Source organism: Streptomyces sp. NBC_00080 (genome assembly GCF_045041255.1).
Lineage (GTDB): Bacteria > Actinomycetota > Actinomycetes > Streptomycetales > Streptomycetaceae > Streptomyces > Streptomyces coriariae.
The window spans coordinates 2,001,431-2,023,378 of the sequence record NZ_CP108235.1; the positions used below are offsets into that span (position 1 = coordinate 2,001,431).

Sequence of the window (21,948 nt, forward strand, 5' to 3'; positions counted from 1 at the left end):
AAAGGCTCTTGGCCAAACCTTCACGTGGCCCTGAGTGCGTCGAGCCGGCGGCGGGCCGGGGCCAGGGCGCGCCCGCGGCCCGTCAGCGCCGACCAGGGACGGGCGTGGGCCTGCTCGGCGGCGTCGGCGATGGTCCAGCGGCGCGGCCCGAGCTCCGGGTCGTGCAGCTGTTCCCAGGTGATGGGCGTGGCGACGGGCGCCCCGGGCAGCGCGCGCACCGTGAAGGGGGCGACGGCGGTCTGCGCGTAGCCGTTGCGCTGCACGTCCAGGTAGAGCCGGTCGCCGCGGTCCTTCTTGCGGGCGGCCGTGGTCAGCCGGTCGGGGTGCTCGGCGACGAGCAGTTCGGCGGCGTCCCGGGCGAAACCGCGCACCTCGTCGAAGCCGTCGTGCCCGTCCACCGGGACGACGACGTGCAGTCCGCGCGAGCCCGTCGTCATCAGGGCCGACGGCAGCCGCAGCTGGTCCAGGAGCTCGCCGAGCCACTCGGCGGCCTCCCGGACGGCGGCGAAGCCGGAGCCGTCGGCCGGGTCGAGATCGAAGACCATCAGGTCCGGACGGTCGACCCGGCCGACCCGGGACAGCCAGCGGTGCAGGGTGAGGCACGCCTGGTCGGCGAGGTAGGCGAGGGTGGCGGACTCGTCGCAGACGGTGTGGAGGACGGTGCCGTCCTCCTTGGCCACCTCGGCCCGCGGGATCCACTCCGGGTAGTGCTCGGGGGTGTTCTTCTGCATGAAGCGGGGCCCGTCGATCCCGTCCGGGTGCCGTTCCAGCATCAGCGGACGGCCGCGCAGCCGCGGCACCATGAACGCGGCGACCGACCGGTAGTAGGCGACCAGATCGCCCTTCGTGTACTGCTTCGCCTCCGCGCCGCCCGGGAAGAGCACCTTGTCCGGCCGGTGGACCTCGACGCTGCGACGGCCCACCCGCACCTTCCGCACGGCGTCACCGCTCACGGCGCGATCGCCTGCTCCACCAGCAGCCGGGCGGACGCGGCGATCGACTCGGCGTCGATGCCCGCGGCGTGCAGCTGCTCGGCCGGGCTCGCCGAGCCGGGCATCGTCCGGACGGCGAGCCGCACCAGCCGGGGCACCGGCCGCCCGTCGAGGAAGGCGTCGAGGACCGCGTCCCCGAGGCCGCCCTGCTCGTGGTGGTCCTCCACGCTCAGCAGCAGGCCGGTCTCCTCGGCGGCCCGGCGCAGCGTGGCCCGGTCGACGGGCTTGACCGAGTACAGGTCGATCACCCGGGCCGCGATGCCCTCGCCGTCGAGCGCCTCCGCGGCCTTCAGCGCCTCGTGCACGGTGACGCCGGCCGCGACGATCGTCAGCCGGTCCCGGCCGGAGGAGCGCAGCACCTTGCTGCCGCCGACGGGAAACTCCTCGTCCGGCCCGTAGAGCACCGGGTCGGCGCCGCGCGAGGTGCGCAGGTAGCGGACGCCGTCCAGGCCGGCCATGGCGGCGACGAGCCGGGCGGTCTGGTGGGGGTCGCACGGGTACAGCACGGTCGAGCCGTGCACGGCCCGGAACATCGCCAGGTCCTCCAGACCCATCTGCGAGGGCCCGTCCTGTCCGATGGCGACCCCGGCGTGCGAGCCGACGAGGTTGATGCCGGCGCCACTGACCGCGGCCATCCGGACGAAGTCGTGGGCCCGGGTCAGGAAGGCCGCGAACGTCGAGGCGTACGGCACCCAGCCGCGCGTCGCGAGGCCGACCGCGGCGGCGACGAGCTGCTGTTCGGCGATGTAGCACTCGAAGAACCGGTCCGGGTACTCCTTGGCGAAGGTCTCGGCACGGGTGGAGTCGCTCACCTCGCCGTCGAGGGCGACGACGTCCTCACGGGCGGCGCCGAGAGCGGCCAGGGCCTTGCCGTAGGCGTCCCGGGTCGCCACGCCCTTCTCCCGGTCCTCGCCCTCCCAGCGGGGCAGCACGAGGGGCCCGGTCGGTACGGAGTGCAGCATGCGGGCGTCGGCCGGCCCGGACACGTGGACCCGCAGGTCACGGATGCCGCCCAGCTCCTCGATCGCCTCGTCGGCGTCGGGCAGCGGCTTGCCGTGCAGGCCCTCACGGTCCTCGACGGACCGGACGCCCTTGCCCTTGAGGGTGCGGGCGAGGATCGCGGTGGGCTGTCCCAGGGTGGAGGCCGCCTCGCCGTACGCGCGGTCGACGGCGTCCACGTCGTGTCCGTCGATCTCGATCGTGTGCCAGCCGAAGGCCTGGAAGCGGCGCGCGTAGGCGCCGAGGTCGTGGCCGTGCCGGGTGGGGCCGCGCTGGCCGAGCCGGTTGACGTCGACGATCACCGTGAGGTTGTCGAGGTGTTCGTGGCCCGCGTGCTCGGCGGCCTCCCACACCGAGCCCTCGGCGAGCTCGCTGTCCCCGCACACCACCCACACGCGGTAGCCGATGCCGTCCAGCCGCTTCCCGGCCAGCGCGATGCCGACGCCCACCGGAAGACCCTGGCCTAGCGAACCGGTGGCCGTCTCGACCCACGGCAGCCGCCGCGGGGTGGGGTGTCCCTCGAGCCGGCTGCCGAGTGCGCGGAAGGTCAGCAGCTCCTCGTCGTCGATGGCCCCGGCGGCCTTGTAGGCCGAGTACAGCAGGGGGGAGGCATGGCCCTTCGAGAGGACGAAGCGGTCGTTGCCCGGGTGCGCCGGGCGGTCGAAGTCGTAGCGGAAGTGGTTCGCGAGCAGTACGGCCATCAGGTCCGCGGCCGACATCGAGGACGTCGGGTGTCCGGACCCCGCGGCGGCGGAGGCGCGCACACTGTCGACCCGCAACTGCTGTCCGAGTTCGGTGAGTTCGGCGGTGTCCATCTGGCTACCGGTCTCCTTTCGCGTCGCCGGCGCCGCCGCGCTCGGCGGGGCCGGGGCCGGGCTCGTTCCCGGCGCTCTCGTCGCTTCGCGCGGCCGCCGGTCCGGAACTGTGCCGCCCCACCTCGGGCGTCGGCGAGTCGATCGACTGGGAGCCCTCCTCCGGCGACGACTGCCCCACACGGGACCCGCTCTCACCGCTCGAATGCCGTCCCACCTCGGGTGTCGGCGAGGTGATCGACTGGGAGCCGTCCTCCGGGGAGGGGTGATGCTCGCCGGACCCGTCGGTCGCCTCGTCCACGCCGTCCACGTCGTTCACGTCCTTCACGTCGTTCTCCTCGTTCCTGTCGTCCGCGTTCTTGTCGTACGGGTTCTCGCCGTCCGCGCCGTTCCCGGCGTTCACGTCGTCCTCGGTGGCCGCGCCGGGGCCGGAGGCCGCGGGCTCGTGCCGCTGGTCCCCGGGTACCCGCGCCAGTTCCGGCGACGCGGTGTCGAGCGGTACCGACCAGGACCGGACCAGACCCAACTGGACGTCCTGCCGCGGGAGCACGGCGTCCAGCAGCCAGTCGGCGGCGACGCGCACCCGGTTGCCGGGCATGGCGGCGAGATGGTAGCCACGGGCCACGGCTCCGGCCGCGGGGCCGGACAGATGGACGCCGAGCGGATTGGCGGCGGCCTGCACCCCGCCCAGGTCCACCACGAATCCCAGGTCCCTGTGCCGGTAGGGCCGCAGACCGGCCGCACCGCCGCCCTCCATGAGAGAGGCGGCGACGTTCTGCCCGGCCACCTTGCCCTGCCGCCAGGCGTGCTGCGCGGTCATCGGCGTGTACTCCCCGGGCCTCTCCAGATCCGGTACCGCGGCGGCGTCACCGCACGCGAACACCTCGGGCCTGCCCGGCACCTGGAGTGTCGGCTCGACGAGCAACCGTCCGCGTTCCATGGGCAGCCCGAGCGACTCCGCGAGAGGATCGGGCCGTACGCCCACGCACCACGCCAGGGTGCGGGTGTCGACGAACTCGCCGTCGGTCAGCAGGACTCCGTCGCGGGTGGCCTCCTTGACGGAGGTCCCCGTACGCACCTCGACGCCCCGCTCGCGCAGCACCCGGTCGGCGGTGCGGGAGAGCCGTTCGTCCAGCTCCGGCAGGACGCGCGACGCGAGGTCGAGCAGCAGCCAGCGCGGCCGTATGCCTCGCCGCAGGGGGTGGGCGCGGACCAGGGCGTCGGTGAACAGCTTTCCCTGCGCGGCGACTTCGGTACCGGTGTAGCCCGCGCCGACCACGACGAACGTACAACGCGCCGTGCACTCGTCGGCGTTCATGCCGGAAGCCGCCAACTCCACCTGCCGGGTGAGGTGATCGCGCAGGTAGAGGGCCTCGGGCAGGCCGCGGAACCCGTGCGCGTGCTCGGCGACCCCGGGGATGGGCAGCAGCTTGTTGACGCTGCCGGCGGCCAGCACGAGCCGGTCGTAACCGAGCGTGCCCTTGTCCCCTTCGGGGTTGGTGTAGTGGACGGTGCGCGCGTCGAGGTCCACGTGCTCTGCCTCGCCCAGCACCGGCCGCACCTCGCGCAGGGTCCCCGACAGGGAGACGGTGACCCGGCGCGGCTCGAGGATGCCCGCCGCCACCTGGGGCAGCAGGGGCAGGTACAGGAAGTAGTCGGTCGGGTTGAGCAGAGTGATGTCGGCCCGGCCCCTGGCCGCCCGCGCCAGGGTCCGGGCCGTCCGGTACCCGGCGAAGCCGGCTCCGACGATCACGATGCGGGGACGCCTCACGGTGGGCCTCCGAAGGGGTTCGGACGGTTGTCGTACGAAGGTTTCCGCGTCCCCCTGGCAGGAGCCGCCAAACGTGCGCCGGTGTCCCCTGCGGGCGCCCGGTGTCCGCGGCGCGACGGCCCCGGAGGGACCGGGAACGCCCGCACGCGCCGGGCGGCCCCGCGGCAGCGTGTGCCGCGGGGCCGCCCGGATGCCGAACACGTGACGCGGATCGTCACCTCGGCGGACGTGTACCGCCCGTCAGGCCCGGTGCGGGCTCTCGGGATCGATGTCGTCGGCGCGCGGCGCCCCGCCCGGTTCCGGCACCTGGGCGCCGGGCGCGGTCGGCGGCATCGGCGGGTACGGCAGCCCGGTACCACCGGGCGGTCCGGCCGGCGGCGTACCGCCGATGACCCGGCCGGAACCCTTGTCCGGTGCGGCCGCGAGCCCGGCCGTGGGCGGGGACGACGCGTGCGGCTTGGCGGCGCCGCGCAGCAGGTACGCCACGACGGCGAGGATCGCGGCGGTGATCAGCGCCGCGGCCCAGTCCGGCACACCGATGCCGAGGGCGAGCCCCACCGCGAGTGCGACGGCCGCGCCCGCGTAGAGGGCGACGGCGCCGGACGCCGCGTAGAGCATGGCCGTACGGCGCTGCTTGCGGGTCTGCTCGCGCAGCTCCTCGCGGATCGTCTCGCGCGCCACCTGCGCCAGCTCGTCGACCAGATGCTTGTCCAGATGCTCCAGGTGATCCATGCGCTCCATGGACCTCGGGTACCCGCTGTCATGGACGCTTAACTCCACGGACCGGGCGCCGGGGAGGGGCCGGGCGGGGATCGGGTGAAGGGATCACCTCACCGCGGCCGCCCCAACTAGGCTCGTCCGCATGGACATTCTGGGAGCCACACTGCGTGTCTGTGTCGACGATCTGGAGACCTCGGTCTCCTTCTACGAACGGCTGGCGGGCACCGGCGCGCTCCGCTTCGAGCGGGGCGGTGTGCAAGTGGCCGCGGTCGGCTGCTTCCTGCTGATGAGCGGGCCTCCGGCCGAGCTGGAGCTGCTGCGCAAGGTGGCCGCGACGATCGCCGTCGCGGACGTGGAGGAGGCCCACCGGACCCTCACCGAGCTGGGCGCGGACGTCATCGCCGGCCCGGTGCCGACCCCGGTGGGCCGCAACCTGATCGCCCGGCACCCGGACGGAGCCGTGTACGAGTACGTCGACCGGCGCGGGTCGTGAGGCGCCGGGCCCGACGAAATTCCGTGGGCGGCGGGTCGTCGCGGACGTAGAGTCGGGCGTTCGACGACAGGCACGAAGGAGCGGCAGTGAGCGAGCAGCACACCTACCGGGTGATCGTCCGGGGCACCTGGGACGGCCTCACCGACGAGGGCCGGACCCGCCTCCTCGCCGAGGCCGCCGACCACGGCCTGACGAGCATGCGGTTCACCGAGGAGGGCACGCTGTCGTACGAGCCGTCGCCGCTGAAGCACTTCTCGATGCGCTACGTGGTGGCGTCGGACTCGGCGGACGGCGAGGAGATGGCGGGCGCGCTCGCCGAGGAGCGCGCCGAGGCGACGCTGCAGGAGCTCGGCCACGGCTTCACCGGGCTGCGGTCGACGGTCACCGACCTCGACACGATGAAGATCAACTACAAGTCCGCATCTCGGCGGTGATCGCCCACCGCTCGTGGTCCCGCCACTCCCCGTCGATGTAGATCATCTTCGGGGAGAAGCCCTCCCGGCGGAAGCCGCAGCCGCGGGCCAGGGCGATCGAGGCGACATTGCCGGGCTGCGCGTTGATCTCCAGCCGGTGCAGCCGCATCGGTCCGAACGCGTGGCCCACCACCAGGTCGAGCGCCTCGCGCATCAGCCCGCGCCCGGCCGCGTGCGCGAAGGCGCCGTAGCCCAGCGCACCGCACTGGAAGCCGCCCTCGACGATGTTGTTGATGTTGACGAACCCGGCGACCGCCCCGTCCTCCAGGGTGCACACGAGGAAGCCGGCCTTCGACGGGTCCTCGATCAGCCGGCCCGCGTAGGCCGTGTACGCGGCGGCGGTGGCCGGCGGGAACAGCCACGGGTGGTGCAGATCCTTGCTCTCCCGAGCGCGGGCGGTGAACTCCGGCCCGTCCTCGTAGGTGAAGTGGCGTATGCCCACGCGGGGGCCCTCGGCGAGGTATCGGGATGCGGTGTGCGGCATCGGGACAGCCTATGACGGGGTCACCTGCGCCGTTTCCTGAAATACGAGAAGGAGGCGCCGCACAGGACGCCGATGACCCACATCGCCAGAAGCGCCGTCCACAGCGGCACCGTCACCTCGGGGATCAGCAGCCGGATCTTCACGGTGCCGGTGTTCTGGAAGATGAAGACCAGAGTGAGGACGGCGAGCGCCAGGACGACGATCCGGCCCGGCGTCAGCGCTTCGTTCCTGCCACCGCTGTGGGACGCCTTCGAGGTCTTCGGGCTCATACGACCAGCCTGAGCCCTGCGCCACGCTCACGCACGGTGAGGCGCGCCCCCGGGTGAGGCGGGCCGGGAACTCAGCGCAGGGCGGGGGTGTCCAGGGTCAGCGTGCCCTCGTCGGCGTCGAGCACGGCGGGCACGCCGAAGGGCACGGTGAGCGCCCCCTCGCGGTGACCGAACCCGAGCTCCTCGACGACGGGGACGCCGAGGCCGCCGAGCCGGTCCACGAGGACCGGGCGCAGCTCCTCGTAGGGGCCGCACCTGTCCCAGGAGCCGAGCGCGACACCCGCGACGCCGTCGAGCCATCCGGTGCGCAGGAGTTGGGTGAGGGCCCGGTCGACGCTGTACGGCCGCTCCCCGACGTCCTCGACCAGCAGCAGCCCACCGCGGGCACCGGCCCGGGTGTGCGGGGTGCCGTAACCGGTGGCCAGCAGCGCCAGGCAACCGCCCAGGGTGACGCCCCACGCCCGGCCCGGTGCGATCGCCGTACCGGTGGAGGCGAGCGTGCGGACGGTCTCCGGGGCGAACAGGGTGGCCCTGAGGTGCTCCTGCCCCCGGGCGCTCTTGATGAAGTCGATGCCCGCGGCCGCGGGCCCGTACAGCGTGACCAGACCCAGGCGGAGGGCGAACGCCTCGTGCAGGGTGGTGCTGTCGCTGAAGCCGACGAACACCTTCGGTCCGGCCGCCCGCATCGCGTCCCAGTCGAGCAGGTCGACGATCCGCTGGGCGCCGTAGCCGCCGCGTGCGCACAGCACGGCGTCGACGCCCGGATCGCACCACGCCCGCTGGAGGTCGGCCGCCCGGTCGGCGTCGGTGCCCGCGAGATGCGGCAGCCGGTCGTGCCGGTCCAGCACATGGGGGGCGACCACCGGGTCGAGGTCCCAGCCGCGCAACAGGTCGAGGCCGGCCTCCAGCCGCTCCTCGGCCACCGGTCCGCTGGGCGCGACGACCGCGACCCGGGCGCCGGGGGCGAGCCGGGACGGCCGCACGAGTTCCTTCACCGCACAAGCTCCAACCTGGGGATTCCGGGCGGGCACAGCCCGAACGCCTGAGCGTACAGCGACAGCTCGGCCTCCAGGGCGCGCACCATGGTGGCCGCCCGGCGGAAGCCGTGCCCCTCCCCCTCGAACGCCAGGTACGCGTGCGGCACCGGTCGCCCGGCCAGCCGGGCCAGGAACCGCTCGCACTGGGCGGGCGGGCAGATCACGTCGTCCAGCCCCTGGAGGAGCAGGAACGGCACGGTGATCCGGTCGGCGTGCTCGATCGGCGAACGCTGCGCGTACCGGGCGGGCACCTGCGCGAGGGGCCCGACGAGACTGTCCGGGTAGCGCGACTCGAAGTCGTGGGTCCCGCCCGTCGCCCAGCCCACCAGGTCCAGTACGGGGTAGCGGATCGTGCCGCAGGCGTAGACGTCGGTGCCGGCCAGCGAGACCGCGGCGGTCCAGCCGCCCGCGCTGCCTCCCCGGACGGCCAGCCGCCGGCGGTCGGCGGTGCCCTCGTCGGCGAGCGCCAGGGCGACGGCCGCGCAGTCCTCCACGTCGACCACGCCCCACTGCTCGCGCAGCCGCTCCCGGTACTCCCGCCCGTACCCGGTGGAGCCGCCGTAGTCGACCTCGGCCACCCCGATGCCCCGGGAGGTGAAGTAGGCGATCTCCAGATCCAGTACGAGCGGGGCGCGATCGGTGGGCCCGCCGTGCGCCCACACGACGTACGGCGGCAGTTCATGGCCGGGCGCGACCTGTCCGGGGTGGTGGGGCGGATAGACGTGCGCGTGGATGTCACGACCGTCGGGGCCGGTGAACGTACGGATCCGGGGCTCGGGGTAGTAGGCAGGGTCCACCGCGTCGTCGTGCGCGGCTCCGACCACCCGGGCCCGGCCGGTCCTGGCGTCCAGCTCCACCACCTCGTACGCGCTGCGCGGGCTGGCCGCGACGCCGACGACGCGTTCCCCCTGCACCGCGAGGGTGGGCGCGAACTCCGTCCACGGTCCGGCCGCGTCGACGAGCTCCCCGGTCTCCGGGTCGAGGATCCCGAGCACAGTGGACCCGCGGCCGTGCACGACCGCGACGAGCCCGCTCTCCAGCGGCGCGAACCAGCGCTGCCCGAGCTTCCACAGGGCTCCGCCGAACTCCTCCTCGCGGGGGCAGACGAGCTGGTGGTCGCGGTACAGGTTCCACCAGCCACTGCGGTCGCTTGTATACAGCAGACAGTCTCCTGTGGACGGTCGCCCGTCAGCCGTGGACGGTCGACCGTCGTCCACCGGACCGTCATCGACCAGCTGTCGCCCGTATCCCGTCGACGGCATCCAGTCGACCTGGGCGATCGACTCCCCCGGTCCGCCGGCCACCACCCGGGCGCCGCTCAGGGTGCCGTCACCCGTGACGTCGGCGACGACCACCTCCGTGCCCTCCCACGGCATCAGGGGATGGTCCCAGGCCAGCCAGGCGGCCCGGCGGCCGTCGGACGACAGACGGGCCCCGGTGACGAACCGGCGGCGGTCGTCGGTGAGTTCGCGCACGGCGGCGCGATCGTCGACGGCCGACCCGTCCAGCGGCACCGCGGCCAGCAGCCGGCGCACGTCGGTCGGCCCCTCACCCGTGAACTCCTCCAGCACGCACCACACTTCGCCCCGCTCCAACAGCAACTGCGGCTCCACCCAGCGCAGTCCGCCGCCTACGGACGAGACGGGAGTGAGCGGGCGTGGCCCACCACCCGACGCGGTCCCGGACTCGGACCGGGGCCCGTCGCCCCCGGGCTCGTACACGTACAGCCGCTGGTCGGCGAAGTGCACGAACACCACGAGGAGCCGCCCGTCGTGCACGGCACCGGCCCACGGCTGTCCCCCGTACTCCACGACGCGGCTGCGGACGTTCCAGGGGGCGGGCAGGACGGACTCCTCCGTGCCGTCGGGCCGACGCCGGACGAGGGTGCGTCGACCGTGCTCGGCCGGCCGGGGCGCGGTCCACCACACCTCGTCGCCGACGAAGCCCACGTACTCGGGGCGCCCGTCGTGCGTGGCCGCGAGGGTCGCGTCGATGGGCGAGGGCCAGGAACCGTACGGCAGGACCTGCACATTCTCCCCGTTCGCCTAGGCCGTTCGCAGGAACCGGTCGAGTACCCGGACGCCGAAGTGCAGCGCCTCCACCGGGACCCGTTCGTCGACACCGTGGAAGAGGGCCTGGTAGTCGAAGCCCTCCGGGAGCTTCAGCGGTGCGAAGCCGTAGCCGGTGATGCCGAGCCGCGAGAACTGCTTGGCGTCCGTACCCCCGGACATGCAGTACGGCACCACGTGCCCCTCGGGCGCGAACTCCTCGACGGCGGCCCGCATACGGGCGTAGAGGGGGGCGTCCACAGGTGCCTGGAGGGCGACTTCGCGATGGTGGAACTCCCAGTCGACGTCCGGCCCGGTGAGGCGGTCGAGCGTCGCGCGGAACTCGTCCTCGCCGCCCGGGAGATAGCGGCCGTCGACGTAGGCGACGGCCTCCCCGGGGATCACGTTGACCTTGTAACCGGCGCCCAGCATGGTCGGGTTGGCGCTGTTGCGGACGGTGGCCTCCACCAGGGCGGCCGCCGGTCCGAGCTTCGCCAGCAGACCGTCCACGTCATGGAGGTCGGCGTCGACGCCGTACAGCGCGGCGAGTTCGGTGAGAGCGGCACGGACGGTCGGGGTGAGCCGCAGGGGCCACTCGTGCTCGCCGATGCGGGTGACGGCGGCGGCCAGTCGGGTCACCGCGTTCTCCCGGTTGACCTTCGAACCGTGTCCGGCGCGCCCGCGGGCGGTGAGCTTCAGCCAGCCGGTGCCGCGCTCACCCGCCGCGATGGGGTAGATCTCGCGCCCGGAGCCGTCGTGGAAGGTGAACGCGCCGGATTCGCCGATGGCCTCGGTGCAGCCCTCGAAGAGTCCCGGATGCCGGTCGGCGAGGAACCCGGAGCCGTCCTCGGCACTGGCCTCCTCGTCGGCGGTGAAGGCGACGACGAGGTCGCGCCGGGGCCGGACGCCCTGCCGGGCCCAGGACCGCAGCACTGCCAGGATCATCGCGTCCATGTTCTTCATGTCGACGGCGCCGCGCCCCCACACGACCCCGTCGCGCACCTCCCCGGAGAAGGGGTGGACGCTCCAGTCGGCGGCCTGCGCGGGCACCACGTCCAGGTGACCGTGGACGAGCAGCGCGTCCGCGGCCGGGTCGGTGCCCTCGATCCGCCCCACGACGTTGGTCCGCCCCGGGGTGCGTTCGAGGAGTGCCGGCTCGATGCCCGCCTCGGCGAGCAGAGCGGCGGCGTACTCGGCGGCGGGCCGTTCCCGGCAGTCGCCGCCGCCGCGATTGGTGGTGTCGATGCGGATGAGATCCGAGGTGAACCGGACGACCTCGTCCCCCGCCTGCGCGTCAGCCATGCCACTCCCGCCTCTGCCTTCGCCCCGGCCCCTGCCACCGCTCCCGCCCGTGCCCCGGGCGTCGCTCCTCAGCCATACTGCTCCTCGATCGCGGCCGAGACGATCGTGGTGACCGCCTTGAAGGTGCGGATGCCCTCGTACATGGTGCCGCTGGTGTACGCGATCTTCCGCTCGCCCGCGCGGGCGACGCCGGGCACGACGGTGGCCGCCATCGCGAGATGCTCGGCGTCGAACTCCACGGCGACCGTGAACGGCCCACCGCTCAACGGTTCCTGACGGATGGCCAGCCCACTCGCCTCCTTCGCCGCCGCCCGGATGTCGGCGGCCGTGCGGGCCGGGGTACGGCACACGGCCGCGTACCGGGAGACATGGTCCTTGACCGCGACCTTCAACGCCTCGGGCGCGTACCCGAGCGCGTCCTCGCAGGCCACGTCGTCACCGGTGACGAGGACGACCGGGACCCCGTACTCCGCGACCACGTGCGCGTTGAGCAGCCCCTCGCTGGCCCGTACGTCGTTCAGCCAGACACCGGTGAGGGAGTTGGCCAGGTAGGTGTGGGCGAGGACGCCCTCCATCCCGGCGCCCGCGTGGTAGCCGACGAAGGCGATGCCGTCGACGTCCCCGTGCTGGACGCCCTCCACCATGGAGAGGGACTTGTGCCGGCCGGTGAGCATCTCCGCACGGTCGTCGAGCTGTTCGAGGAGCAGGTTGCGCATGGTCGAATGGGCCTCGTTGATCAGGACCTCGTCCGCTCCGCCGTCGAAGAAGCCGAGCACGGCTGCGTTGACGTCCGAGGTGAACATCGACCGGCATCGCTCCCACTCCGGCGCCCCGGGCAGTACGTCGGCCGGCCAGGTGACGCCCGTGGCGCCCTCCATGTCGGCGCTGATGAGGATCTTCACGTCCGGCCCCCGTCCTCTCAAGGAATCCCGAGCCTATCGGGCCGCCCCTCGGATTGCCGGGCAGCGACGCCCCTCGCACGGGAGCTTCCCCACGGCGACCACCGCCTCCGGCCGCCGCCCTCCCCGCGCTCGGCCCCGTGCCCGAGCCGTGCCCGTGCCGGTGCGGGCGCCCCTTCGTTCCAGGAGACTCCGATGCGGCCGGCCCCGCGCGTGTGGTGATCTGGGCACGCACACCCGCACCGCAGTGACACGAACGGGGACCCTGCCATGACCACGCACACCGCCCTGCCACCGGAGCGCTTCGAGGCCGACCGGCCTCATCTGCGTGCCGTCGCCTACCGCATGCTCGGCTCGCTCGGCGAGGCGGAGGACGCCGTTCAGGAGACCTGGCTCAGGGCGGCCCGGGCGGACGTCGGCGATGTGGACAACCTCAGCGGGTGGCTCACCACGGTCGTGGGCCGGGTGTGCCTGAACATGCTCCGCTCCCGAAGGACACACCCCGAGGTGCCGTTGGACGCCCGGGTGAGCGAGCCCGCCGCCGGGACGGCGCAGGGCGGTGACCCCGAGGAGGAGGCGCTGCTCGCCGACTCGGTCGGGGTGGCGCTGCTGGTCGTGCTGGACACGCTCGCCCCGGCCGAGCGGCTGGCGTTCGTGCTGCACGACCTGTTCGCCGTGCCGTTCGACACCATCGCCCCGATGATCGAGCGGACTCCGGCCACGACACGGCAACTGGCCAGCCGGGCCCGCCGCCGCGTCCGGGGCGGCGCTCCCGCGGCCGTCGCCGACCGGGCCCGGCAACGCCGGGTCGCCGACGCGTTCCTGGCCGCGACGAGGGGTGGCGACTTCGAGGCGCTGCTCGCCCTGCTGCACCCGGACGTGGTCCTCACCGCCGACCGCTTCGTCGTCCCGACGCCGGAGCCCGTCACCGTCAGCGGCGCCCGCCCCGTGGCCGAGGGCGCGATGGCGGCGACCGGCCGGGCCCGGTTCACCGGCCTGGCCCTGCTGGACGGCCGGGTCGGCCTCGCGATGGCGCCGCACGGCAGGCTGCGGCTGGTCATGCTGTTCACGCTCGCGGAGGGAGCCATCACCAGGATCGACGTGGTGGCGGATCGGGAGCGGCTGGACGACATCGAGGTGGCGGTGCTCGACGCCGTGGGCGCCGAAGCGGTGGGCGCCGGCCCCGTCGACACCGCGCCCCGGAGCGCCGAGGACTGACGAACGGGTGGGGGGCCGACCGGAGTTCCCGGTCGGCCCCCCACCTGTCCCTCGCCCGTTCTCAGAACGCCAGCACCAGCGAGGCCACCGCCGGTGCCGCGTAGACCAGCGGGAACGGCAGGTGCGCGAACCAGCGGGCCCGCAGCACGGTGCCGGCGGCGCCGAGGAAGTAAAGGATCAGTCCGGTCGCGGCGAGCACACCGACCACGGGCACGAACAGCCCGGCCAGCAGACCGGCCGCGCCCGCGGCCTTGGCCGCGCCGAGCCACGGCCACCACGAACGCGGCACTCCGTAGTCGGCCAGCGGCTTCACCGTCCACTCGGCGCCGAGGAAGATCGAGGCGGCCGAGAAGCCCGCCATGACGGCTCCGACAACGGTGACGACGACGTAGGCGGTGGAGTGGTCAGTGAACATCTCAGCAGCTCCTCAGGGGGTTTCCGTGCGTTCCTGGACCCCTGACACGGTGCGCGGCGCACGTGTGACAGCCGCGAGGACCGCTTTTGATGTGATGGCGGTCACTCGGTGCGGGCGGCCACCTGCCACTTCGACGGCAGCTCGATCCGAGTGCCGTCGGGCGCGAACTCGGTGGTCACGAGGGGAAGTTCACCGGAGGCCAGCACCGTGAGGCCGGCGGTGCGCAGATACCCGGGCACCGCGTCGTCGGCCACTTCGCCCGGGGCGATGCCGTGCCGGAAGATCGGCGCGAGCTTCGGCGGCGGGCCGTCCGGGCTCTGCGCCAGTCCGCCGAGGACCGGGCGGGCGGCCTCCGACAGTTCGACGAGGAAGACCCGGCCGCGCTCCCCCAGCAGCGCGGCGATCCCGTCCACCAGCGGCTGCCGGTCGTCGGGCTCGCATTGGTGCAGGACGCCCCTCATATAGACGTTGGTGTCGCCGAGTTCGGCGTGCAGTGTCTCGGCCGCGCCCTTCTCGGCCGCGTCCAGCAGCCGGTACGTGGCCTGTCCGGCGGGGTCGGCACGCCGGGCGTGGTCGAGGGCCGCGGCGGACAGGTCGGCGCCGACGACGTGCGGAAAGCGGTCGGCGAAGTACCGGGTCTGGGTGCCGTTTCCGCAGCCGAGGTCCACCAACGCCAGTCCGGGATCGGCGAGATGAGGCTCGAAGAGGGCCAGATGGAGGGCGGCGGTCACCTTGGGGTCGGCGTCCCAGAGGACACTGCCCGGTTCCTCCGGGGCCTCGCGCCAGAAGCCCTCCCATGCCTCCCGGTACCGACTCGTCACGCTCATGCACAACTCCCCAGAATGCAAAGGCCGATCCGCCGCAGGTGACGGGCGAGTACGGTCTATCGCTCCCCGGTCGGCGCGACAAGCGTGCTGCCCATTCCTTCACGCCGCTTTCGAGCTCCGTCCACCGTCCGGCGCGTCCCGGCCGGTCGTGCTCAGCGCCCCGCGGGGCGGCGCGGCAGCGTCAGCTCGAACCACACGGACTTCCCCGCTCCCGTACGGCTGGTGCCCCACTCGCGGGCCAGCACGCTGACCACGCGCAGGCCCCGCCCGGCCTCGTCACCGGGCCCGGCGCTCAGCAGGGTCGGCAGTTCGTGGTCGTCGTCCTCGACCTCGCACAGCAGTGTGTCGCCGCGGACGAGGCGCAGCGCCACGGGGCTCCGGCGGGCGTGCCGTACGGCGTTGGTGACCAGCTCGCTCACCATGAGCGCGGCGGCGTCGGCGGACTTCGCCAGGCCCCAGTCGTGCAGCTGTTCGCGGACCACCGCGCGGGCCCGGCCGACCTGCGCCGGGTCGAGGGGGAACCGCCACTCGGCGACGTCGTCCGGTCCGATGCCGTTGAGGCGGGCCAGGAGCAGGGCCACGTCGTCCTTGCGGCCGCCGCGGGTGTTGAGGGCGCGGATGATGGTGTCGCAGGCGTCGTCCATCGAGGCGGCCGGGTGGGCGGCGGACTCGCAGAGGGTCGCGAGCCCTACGCCGATGTCCTCGCCGCGCACCTCCACCAGCCCGTCGGTGCACATCACCAGCCGGTCACCCGGCTGCACGCGCACGCGGACCGACTCGAAGGGCACCCCGCCGACCCCGATGGGCGCGCCGGTGGGCAGGTCGAGGAGTTCGCTGCGGCCGTCGGCGGCACGCACCAGCACGGGTGGGATGTGGCCCGCGTTGGCGAGGTGCAGCTCGCCCTCGATCGGGTCGTAGACGGCGTACAGACAGGTCGCGAGGTAGGTGTCGCCGAGCCGTTGCGCCAAGTCGTCCAGGTTGCGCAGGAGTTGGGCGGGTGGCAGGTCGAGGGCGGCCATGGTCTGCACGGCGGTCCGCAACTGTCCCATCATCGCGGCCGAGTTGAGCCCGTGCCCCATGACGTCGCCGACGACGAGGGCGGTGCGCGCGCCGGGCAGCTTCACCGAGTCGAACCAGTCGCCGCCGACCCGGCCGAGCAGCGTACCCGGCAGGTAGCGGGTGGCGATGTCACAGCCCGCCATCCGCGGCGGGATGTGCGGCAGCATGCTGTCCTGGAGGGTCTCGGCGACGCTCTCCTGGTAGGTGTACATGCGCGCGTTGTCGAGCACGAGGCCCGCACGGGCGGCGAGTTCGGCGCCCGTGACCCGGTCCATGTCGTTGAAGAGGGCACGCTCCGGGTGGCGCAGGAGGATCATGAAGCCGAGGACGACGTTCCGTGCCTTGAGCGGGACGACCAGCATGGAACGGCCGGTGATCAGGGGCCGGATGTCGCGCTTCTCGAACTGCGAGGCGATGGCGTGGCCCATCTGCTCGCTGATGCGCGGCACCAGGACGGGCTGTCCGGTCGTCATGCACTGGAAGAACGGGGTGTGCGCGGGGAACGGCATGGCCTCGCCGACGGGTACGACGTCGTCCCAGCGGCCGGGTTCGTCGGTGTGCTCGACGGCGACCCGGTGCCACATGGTGGTCGTGTCCGGCACGCCGTCGGGGAACCCCTCCCCGGCGACGACCTGTTCGCGCAGATAGGTGCCGGCGACGTCGGTGAAGCGCGGGACGACGGCTCTGCTGACCTCGAGGATGGTGCGGGAGAGGTCGAGGGAGGTGCCGATCTTCCCGCTGACCTCGTTGAGGAACTCCAGCCGCTCACGGACGGCGACGTATTCGAGGTCCTCGCCCTCGTCGGCGAGCTCCTGCGGTACGGGCATCCCTTCGGCGGCGACGCGGGCGGCCCGCTCGCGGCGCGCTCTGCGCTCGACGCGCCGGGCCACGCCCCAGTCGGGAGTCACGGGCACCCGGTCGTTCTGACTGAACTCCAGGACCGGATAGCCGAGTTCGAGGATCTGCGCGACGATGCGGGCGCTTTCGCCGACGCTCATGCTGGGCAGGATCTCGGGCAGCCGCCGGGCCAGTTCCGCGGCGCCGGGGAAGTCGGTGTGCAGGGCGAAGGCGGGCGCGATGCGTTCGACGGCCAGAGGGTCCGCCGGGTCGTCCTGGTGCAGGGCGGCCGCGTCCGCAGCCAGTACCAGCAGCCGTTCCGTGCCCGGCCCGACCAGCGGGTACGCCCACCACAGCACGTCGGCCCGACCACCGTCGCGGTCCCTCCCGGGCACGGTCAGCCGGGCCCGTCCGGCGGCCGGGTAGCCGAGGCCCCGGTCGAGGGAGGAGTCGAGGCCGGGCCCGAGTCCGTCGTAGGCCGCGTAGTCCGCGTAGCCGTCGTACCCGCCGCCCGGTAGATCGTCGTCCGGCTCGGGGAGCGCCCCGGAGACGGGGAGCAGGTCGATCGCGGGCCGGCCGATCGCCTCCTCCTTGACGACGCCGAAGAGCCGGCGTGCGCCGGTGCTCCAGTGGGAGACGAGTCCCTCGCGGTCCACCACGACCACGGCCAGGGGAACGCGCCCGGCGTCGGCGGACTCTCCCCCGCCCTCGGGGCGGGGGGACCACCAGCTCGCTTCGCCGGCCGGGTCGGCCGCGTCGCTCCCGGCTCCGCGGCTGGGAGGTACGCCCCTCTCGGTGCCACGGTCCATGGCCCAGGCCCTCTCTCCCCAGAGCTGTGCAAGATCTGTCCCGCCGTCACCACCGTACGGCGCACGTCCGTCGGCATGTGCGGCAATCCTGGAATTGGTTTCAGCCGGGCGCGCCGGGGTACGCCGCCCGTCCCGGCATACCCCGGCGACGGGATCAGTCCTCGTGGCCGAGCCGGAGGTCGCGTTCCGTGCGTCCGCCGCCCGCCACTCGCAGGACGGTGGCGACCGGCGGGTAGCCGGCGGCGACGACGGTGTACTCGCCGCAGGACTGGTCGACGAAGCGGAAGGCGCCGTCGGGCCCCGTGGTGAGGGTGTCCACGACATTGCCCGCCGCGTCCAGGAGGGTCACGCGCGCGTCCTCGACGGGCCGCCCGCCGGTGGCCCGGACGGTGCCGCGCAGCAGGGAGCCGCCGGCGAGTTCGACGTCCTGGCGGGTCTCCCTGGCGGCCTGGACGCTGACCGGAACAGCGGCCGGACGGAAGGCGGGCGCGCCGGCGACAAGGGTGTACTCCCCGGCGACGAGTTCGGTGAGGACATAGCCGCCCCCGCAGCCGCTGCGGGTGCTCGCGACGACCTCGCCGTGCACGTCGGTGAGGGTGACGGTGGCCTCCCGCACCGGGGAGCCGTCGGCGGTGACCACGCTCCCGGCGAGGCGTCCGGCGCCGCCGAGGACGACGTCCAGTTCGACGGGGCGCTCGCCGACGGTGACGGAGACGGCTCGCGGCTGGTGGCCGCCGGCGGCCGCGATCAGGACGTACGGCCCGGAGCCGGGCGCGGCCAGCACGAACCGGCCGTCCTCGCCGCCGGCGTCCCGGCCGATCTGCAGCCCGGTCACGTCGATGAGCGTGAGCGCCGCGCCGGGCACCGCGGTCCCGTCGGGGTGCCGCACCGCGCCGCGGACGGGGACGCCGGCGGTGTGCGGCGCGTCGAGTGCGGGGGCCTGCGGGACCGCCGTGTTCCCGGGCGCGTGTTCCGTCGCGCCGGCGTGGTGGGCCACCAGTGGTTTCTCCTCGAGGAAGAAGGCGACGAGCAGGCCGAGGAGCAGCACCGGCACGAGGTAGAGGAAGATCCTCGGCATGGCGTCGGCGTAGGCGCGGATGTAGGCGTCGCGCAGCTCCGGCGGCAGGGCGTGGACGAGCTGCGGGGTGAGGGACTCGGGGTCGGGGAGGCCCCCGCCGGTGCGGACGGGCAGACGGGCGCGCAGGGCGTCGGTGAGCCGGTCGGCGAAGAGCGTGCCGAAGATCGCCGCGCCGACACTGCCGCCGATCTGCCGGAAGTAGGTGTTGGCGCTGGTGGCGGTGCCGAGGTCGGCGGGGCGCACGGAGTTCTGCACGGCGAGGACGAGCACGGGCATCACCAGCCCGATGCCGGTGCCGAGGACGGCCATCCAGAGGCTGTACTGGAGCCGGGGTGTGTCGACCTCCAGCCGGGACAGCAGCCACATGCCGAGGGCGGCGAGGGCGCTGCCGAGGGCGGGATAGATCTTGTAGTGGCCGGTGTGCGTGATGAGCTGCCCGGAGAGGACCGATGCGCCCACGATGCCGCCCATCATGGGCAGCATCAGCAGCCCCGACTCGGTGGCGGTGGCCCCGTCGACCATCTGCAGGAAGGTCGGCAGATAGCTCGCGGCGCCGAACAACGCGACGCCGATCACCAGGCCGACCAGTGCGGTGACGTTGAAGACGGCGTCCCTGAACAGCCGCAGCGGGATGAGGGGTTCTGCGGCGGCGCGCTCCACGGCGAGGAACAGGACGGCCGCGGCGGCCGCGCCCGCGCCGAGGCCGAGGATGACGCCCGAGTCCCAGGCGTGCCGGGTGCCGCCCCAACTGGTGAGCAGGACCAGGCAGGTGGAGGCGGCGGCGAGCAACAGGGCGCCGAGGACGTCGAATCGGGGCTTCGCCGTCGGCTTCGGCAGCTTCAGCACGACGGTGACCACGGCGAGGGTGAGGAGGCCGAAGGGGACGTTGAAGTAGAAGCACCAGCGCCAGGAGAGGTGGTCCGTGAAGTAGCCGCCGAGCAGCGGTCCGGCGACCGAGGCGAGGCCGAAGGCGGCGCCGATGAGGCCCATGAACCGGCCGCGCTGCCGGGGCGGCACGATGTCCGCGATGATCGCCTGCACGCCGATCATGAGTCCGCCGGCGCCGACGCCCTGGACCGCGCGGAAGGCGATGAGCTGGTCCATGGTCTGTGCCCGCCCGGCGAGCGCGGAGCCGATGACGAAGACCACGATCGCGAACTGGAAGACGCCCTTGCGGCCGAGGAGGTCGCCGAGTTTGCCGTAGACCGGCAGTCCGACGGTGGCGGTGAGCAGGTAGGCGGTGATCGCCCAGGACATCCGGTCCAGGCCGTGCAGTTCGCCGACGATCTTCGGCAGGGCGGTGGCGACGATCATCTGCTCCAGGGCCGCGAGGAGCAGGGCGAGCATCAAGGAGAAGAAGATCAGCCGCACCCGGCGCCGGCCGGGTTCCGGCGGGCCGGCCGGCACCGGTGGCCGGTCCTTCGCGGCAGGTGCCGTGACCGGCTCGTCCTGTGCCAGCGTGGTCCCGCCCATGTGCCGCTCCCCTCGTCGCGCCTGCCACGCAATTCCCGCGTAAAGCGACAACTACGAGCAAGCGCGACGAGTTACGGCGCCATCCCGGTCACAAGTGAGATCCACCCGAACCGGTGAAGGGAGGCAACGCGCGCGGAGCGCAAGGGTGTTGATCTACTTCTCGACCTCGGTGGCGAGGTTGGCGAGAATCAGGTCGTAGATCCGGTTGAGGCCCTTGGGCGCGAACGTCCTCTCGAAGAAGCCGCCGATGCCGCCGGCGCCGTTCCAGGTGCTGGTCACGACGACGCGGGACTTGCCCTCGCCCGCCGGGGTGACGCGCCAGACGGTGACCATCGAGGAGTTGCGGTCCTTCTCGACGAGCTCGCCGTCGGTCGGCTCGGCGACCTCCAGGAGGCAGTCACGAACGCGCTTGCTGGTGGCCTGGAGCTTCCAGTGGACGAGGGTGCCCTCGCCGTCGCCGCCCTCGCGCACCTCGTACTCGCTGAAGTGCTCGGGCAGCAGCTTCCCGCGCGCGCCGCTGTAGTCGGCGATGGTGTCGAACACCTTCTCCGGATCCGCGGCGACGACCCGCTCGGTGGTGGCCTCGACCTGCGCCATGGGGTTCCTCCACGTCTGTGTTGCTCAGGGTTGTTCGGGGTTCCTCAGGTTCGGGGCAAGCCAACCACCCCGGTCCACGGCCGCCCAAATCGGGGTCCCGGAAGCGATCGCGGGGCGATCGAAATCGGTTCCCGAAAGGTTCCTCGCACGATCATGGGAACACATGTTCTATTGTGGGGCCAGTGCTACCGAGGAGGCGTCATGCGCTGGGACAACCTCACCGTGGAGACCCGCCACGACCGGCCGGCCGATGCCGCGCTGTTCGGTGCGGACGCGGTCACGACCAGGACGTTCGACACGCCCGAGTTCGCCGGCATCACGTTCCACGAGATCCGGGCCCGCTCGATCCTCAACCGGGTGCCGGGGGCCTCCCGGATGCCGTTCGAGTGGACGGTGAACCCCTACCGGGGCTGCACGCACGCGTGTGTGTACTGCTTCGCCCGCAAGACGCACAGCTATCTCGACCTCGACACCGGGACCGGCTTCGACACCCAGATCGTCGTCAAGGTGAACGCGCCGGAGCTGCTGCGGCGCCAGCTGGCCTCGCCCCGCTGGCACGGGGAGCACGTCGCGATGGGCACGAACGTCGACTGCTACCAGCGCGCGGAGGGCCGCTACCGGCTGATGCCGGGCATCCTGTCCGCCCTGCGCGACCGGGCGAACCCCTTCTCGATCCTGACCAAGGGCACCCTGATCCTGCGCGACCTCGACCTGCTGCGGCAGTCCGCCGAGGTGACCGACGTCGGCGTCTCGGTCTCCGTCGGCTTCACCGACACCGACCTGTGGCGCACCGTGGAACCGGGCACGCCCGCTCCCCAGCGGCGCCTGGACGTCGTCAGGACCCTCACCGACCACGGGATCGGCTGCGGAGTGCTGATGGCGCCGGTGATCCCGTTCCTCGGTGACGAGCCGGCCCAGCTGCGCGCCACCGTGCGGGCGATCGCGGCCGCCGGGGCCACCTCGGTCACCCCGCTCGCGCTGCATCTGCGCCCCGGCGCCCGCGAGTGGTTCATGGCCTGGCTCGGGCAGCACCACCCGTACCTGGTGCGCCGGTACGAGCGGCTGTACGCGGACGGCGCCTACGCCCCGAAGTGGTACCAGCGGCGGATCACCCGTCAGGTCCACGAGCTGGCCGAGGAGTACGGGATCGGCCCCACGCGCGCGGGGATGCCCCGCCGGATCCCGCGGCCCGAGCCGCAGGAGGAGCCGACCGGCTCCGGGCCGACCCAGCTCTCGCTGATCTGAGCGCACTTCTTCCGAGCGCGCTGATCCGAGCGCGCCGGCGCGTTGATCTGTGCGCGTTCGAGCGCATCCGGCGACCCGATCGGGTCAATCA

At 73.1% G+C, this 21,948-nt stretch carries 19 protein-coding genes; 4 read left to right on the forward strand and 15 right to left on the reverse strand.

The annotated features are described in order from the left end of the window. Positions 1-20 precede the first annotated feature (20 nt). From ligD to OHU34_RS08935, 4 genes are all read right to left on the reverse strand, one after another. Positions 21-953 (reverse strand): non-homologous end-joining DNA ligase, encoded by a 933-nt coding sequence (ligD, locus tag OHU34_RS08920; RefSeq protein ID WP_200839852.1) that lies wholly within the window; start codon positions 951-953, stop codon positions 21-23. Next, entirely contained in the window at positions 950-2,806 is a 1,857-nt protein-coding gene (locus OHU34_RS08925; RefSeq protein ID WP_142266899.1) for a transketolase, read from the reverse strand. Before OHU34_RS08925 ends, ligD begins: the two co-directional genes overlap by 4 nt. A gap of 4 nt (positions 2,807-2,810) precedes the next feature. After that, entirely contained in the window at positions 2,811-4,574 is a 1,764-nt protein-coding gene (locus tag OHU34_RS08930; RefSeq protein ID WP_405765739.1) for an FAD-dependent oxidoreductase, read from the reverse strand. A gap of 240 nt (positions 4,575-4,814) precedes the next feature. After that, positions 4,815-5,315 carry a phage holin family protein gene (locus tag OHU34_RS08935; protein ID WP_200839851.1) on the reverse strand — a complete coding sequence of 167 codons (501 nt, stop codon included), beginning with the start codon at positions 5,313-5,315 and terminating at the stop codon, positions 4,815-4,817. A gap of 121 nt (positions 5,316-5,436) precedes the next feature. On the opposite strand from OHU34_RS08935, the gene OHU34_RS08940 reads away from it, so the two are divergent. Together OHU34_RS08940 and OHU34_RS08945 are read left to right on the forward strand one after the other, a co-directional pair. After that, complete coding sequence (locus OHU34_RS08940) at positions 5,437-5,787, forward strand: VOC family protein (RefSeq protein ID WP_020125573.1); 351 nt, start codon at positions 5,437-5,439, stop codon at positions 5,785-5,787. Positions 5,788-5,873: 86 nt separating this feature from the next. Further along, positions 5,874-6,221 (forward strand): DUF6204 family protein, encoded by a 348-nt coding sequence (locus tag OHU34_RS08945; protein ID WP_142266897.1) that lies wholly within the window; start codon positions 5,874-5,876, stop codon positions 6,219-6,221. Here the strand turns inward: OHU34_RS08945 and OHU34_RS08950 are convergent. From OHU34_RS08950 to OHU34_RS08975, 6 genes are all read right to left on the reverse strand, one after another. Then, the gene (locus OHU34_RS08950) at positions 6,193-6,744 is read right to left on the reverse strand and encodes a GNAT family N-acetyltransferase (RefSeq protein WP_267021502.1); all 552 of its coding nucleotides are present in this window, start codon (positions 6,742-6,744) and stop codon (positions 6,193-6,195) included. The genes OHU34_RS08945 and OHU34_RS08950 overlap by 29 nt on opposite strands. A 20-nt stretch (positions 6,745-6,764) precedes the next feature. Next, on the reverse strand, positions 6,765-7,013 hold the full coding sequence (locus tag OHU34_RS08955) for a lipopolysaccharide assembly protein LapA domain-containing protein (RefSeq protein ID WP_142266895.1): 249 nt from the start codon (positions 7,011-7,013) through the stop codon (positions 6,765-6,767). A gap of 71 nt (positions 7,014-7,084) precedes the next feature. Beyond that, positions 7,085-8,008: an LD-carboxypeptidase gene (locus tag OHU34_RS08960; RefSeq protein ID WP_405765743.1), complete on the reverse strand. Its 924-nt coding sequence runs from the start codon at positions 8,006-8,008 to the stop codon at positions 7,085-7,087. Next, positions 8,005-10,080 carry a S9 family peptidase gene (locus tag OHU34_RS08965; RefSeq protein ID WP_405765745.1) on the reverse strand — a complete coding sequence of 692 codons (2,076 nt, stop codon included), beginning with the start codon at positions 10,078-10,080 and terminating at the stop codon, positions 8,005-8,007. The genes OHU34_RS08960 and OHU34_RS08965 overlap by 4 nt, the downstream gene beginning before the upstream one ends. 15 nt (positions 10,081-10,095) lie before the next feature. After that, positions 10,096-11,400, reverse strand: coding sequence for a M20/M25/M40 family metallo-hydrolase (locus OHU34_RS08970; protein ID WP_230194236.1), 1,305 nt, complete (start codon positions 11,398-11,400; stop codon positions 10,096-10,098). A 68-nt stretch (positions 11,401-11,468) separates the two neighbouring features. Next, a complete protein-coding gene (locus tag OHU34_RS08975) occupies positions 11,469-12,302 on the reverse strand; it encodes a M55 family metallopeptidase (protein WP_142266891.1) in 834 nt (277 codons plus the stop codon). Positions 12,303-12,569: 267 nt separating this feature from the next. Between OHU34_RS08975 and OHU34_RS08980 the strand changes: the two genes are divergently transcribed. Beyond that, entirely contained in the window at positions 12,570-13,517 is a 948-nt protein-coding gene (locus OHU34_RS08980) for a sigma-70 family RNA polymerase sigma factor (protein WP_142266890.1), read from the forward strand. A gap of 61 nt (positions 13,518-13,578) precedes the next feature. Here OHU34_RS08980 and OHU34_RS08985 read toward each other — a convergent pair whose 3' ends face one another. The 5 genes from OHU34_RS08985 to OHU34_RS09005 form a co-directional block, all read right to left on the reverse strand. Continuing rightward, positions 13,579-13,932: a DoxX family protein gene (locus OHU34_RS08985; protein ID WP_142266889.1), complete on the reverse strand. Its 354-nt coding sequence runs from the start codon at positions 13,930-13,932 to the stop codon at positions 13,579-13,581. 101 nt (positions 13,933-14,033) lie between these two features. Beyond that, on the reverse strand, positions 14,034-14,759 hold the full coding sequence (locus tag OHU34_RS08990; protein ID WP_142266888.1) for a class I SAM-dependent methyltransferase: 726 nt from the start codon (positions 14,757-14,759) through the stop codon (positions 14,034-14,036). A gap of 152 nt (positions 14,760-14,911) precedes the next feature. Next, complete coding sequence (locus OHU34_RS08995; protein ID WP_405765749.1) at positions 14,912-17,464, reverse strand: SpoIIE family protein phosphatase; 2,553 nt, start codon at positions 17,462-17,464, stop codon at positions 14,912-14,914. A 154-nt stretch (positions 17,465-17,618) separates the two neighbouring features. Continuing rightward, positions 17,619-20,015 carry an MFS transporter gene (locus OHU34_RS09000; RefSeq protein ID WP_405765751.1) on the reverse strand — a complete coding sequence of 799 codons (2,397 nt, stop codon included), beginning with the start codon at positions 20,013-20,015 and terminating at the stop codon, positions 17,619-17,621. A 153-nt stretch (positions 20,016-20,168) separates the two neighbouring features. After that, a complete protein-coding gene (locus tag OHU34_RS09005) occupies positions 20,169-20,612 on the reverse strand; it encodes an SRPBCC family protein (RefSeq protein WP_142266885.1) in 444 nt (147 codons plus the stop codon). A 201-nt stretch (positions 20,613-20,813) separates the two neighbouring features. Between OHU34_RS09005 and OHU34_RS09010 the strand changes: the two genes are divergently transcribed. Next, complete coding sequence (locus tag OHU34_RS09010) at positions 20,814-21,857, forward strand: Rv2578c family radical SAM protein (protein WP_405765754.1); 1,044 nt, start codon at positions 20,814-20,816, stop codon at positions 21,855-21,857. Positions 21,858-21,948 lie beyond the last annotated feature (91 nt).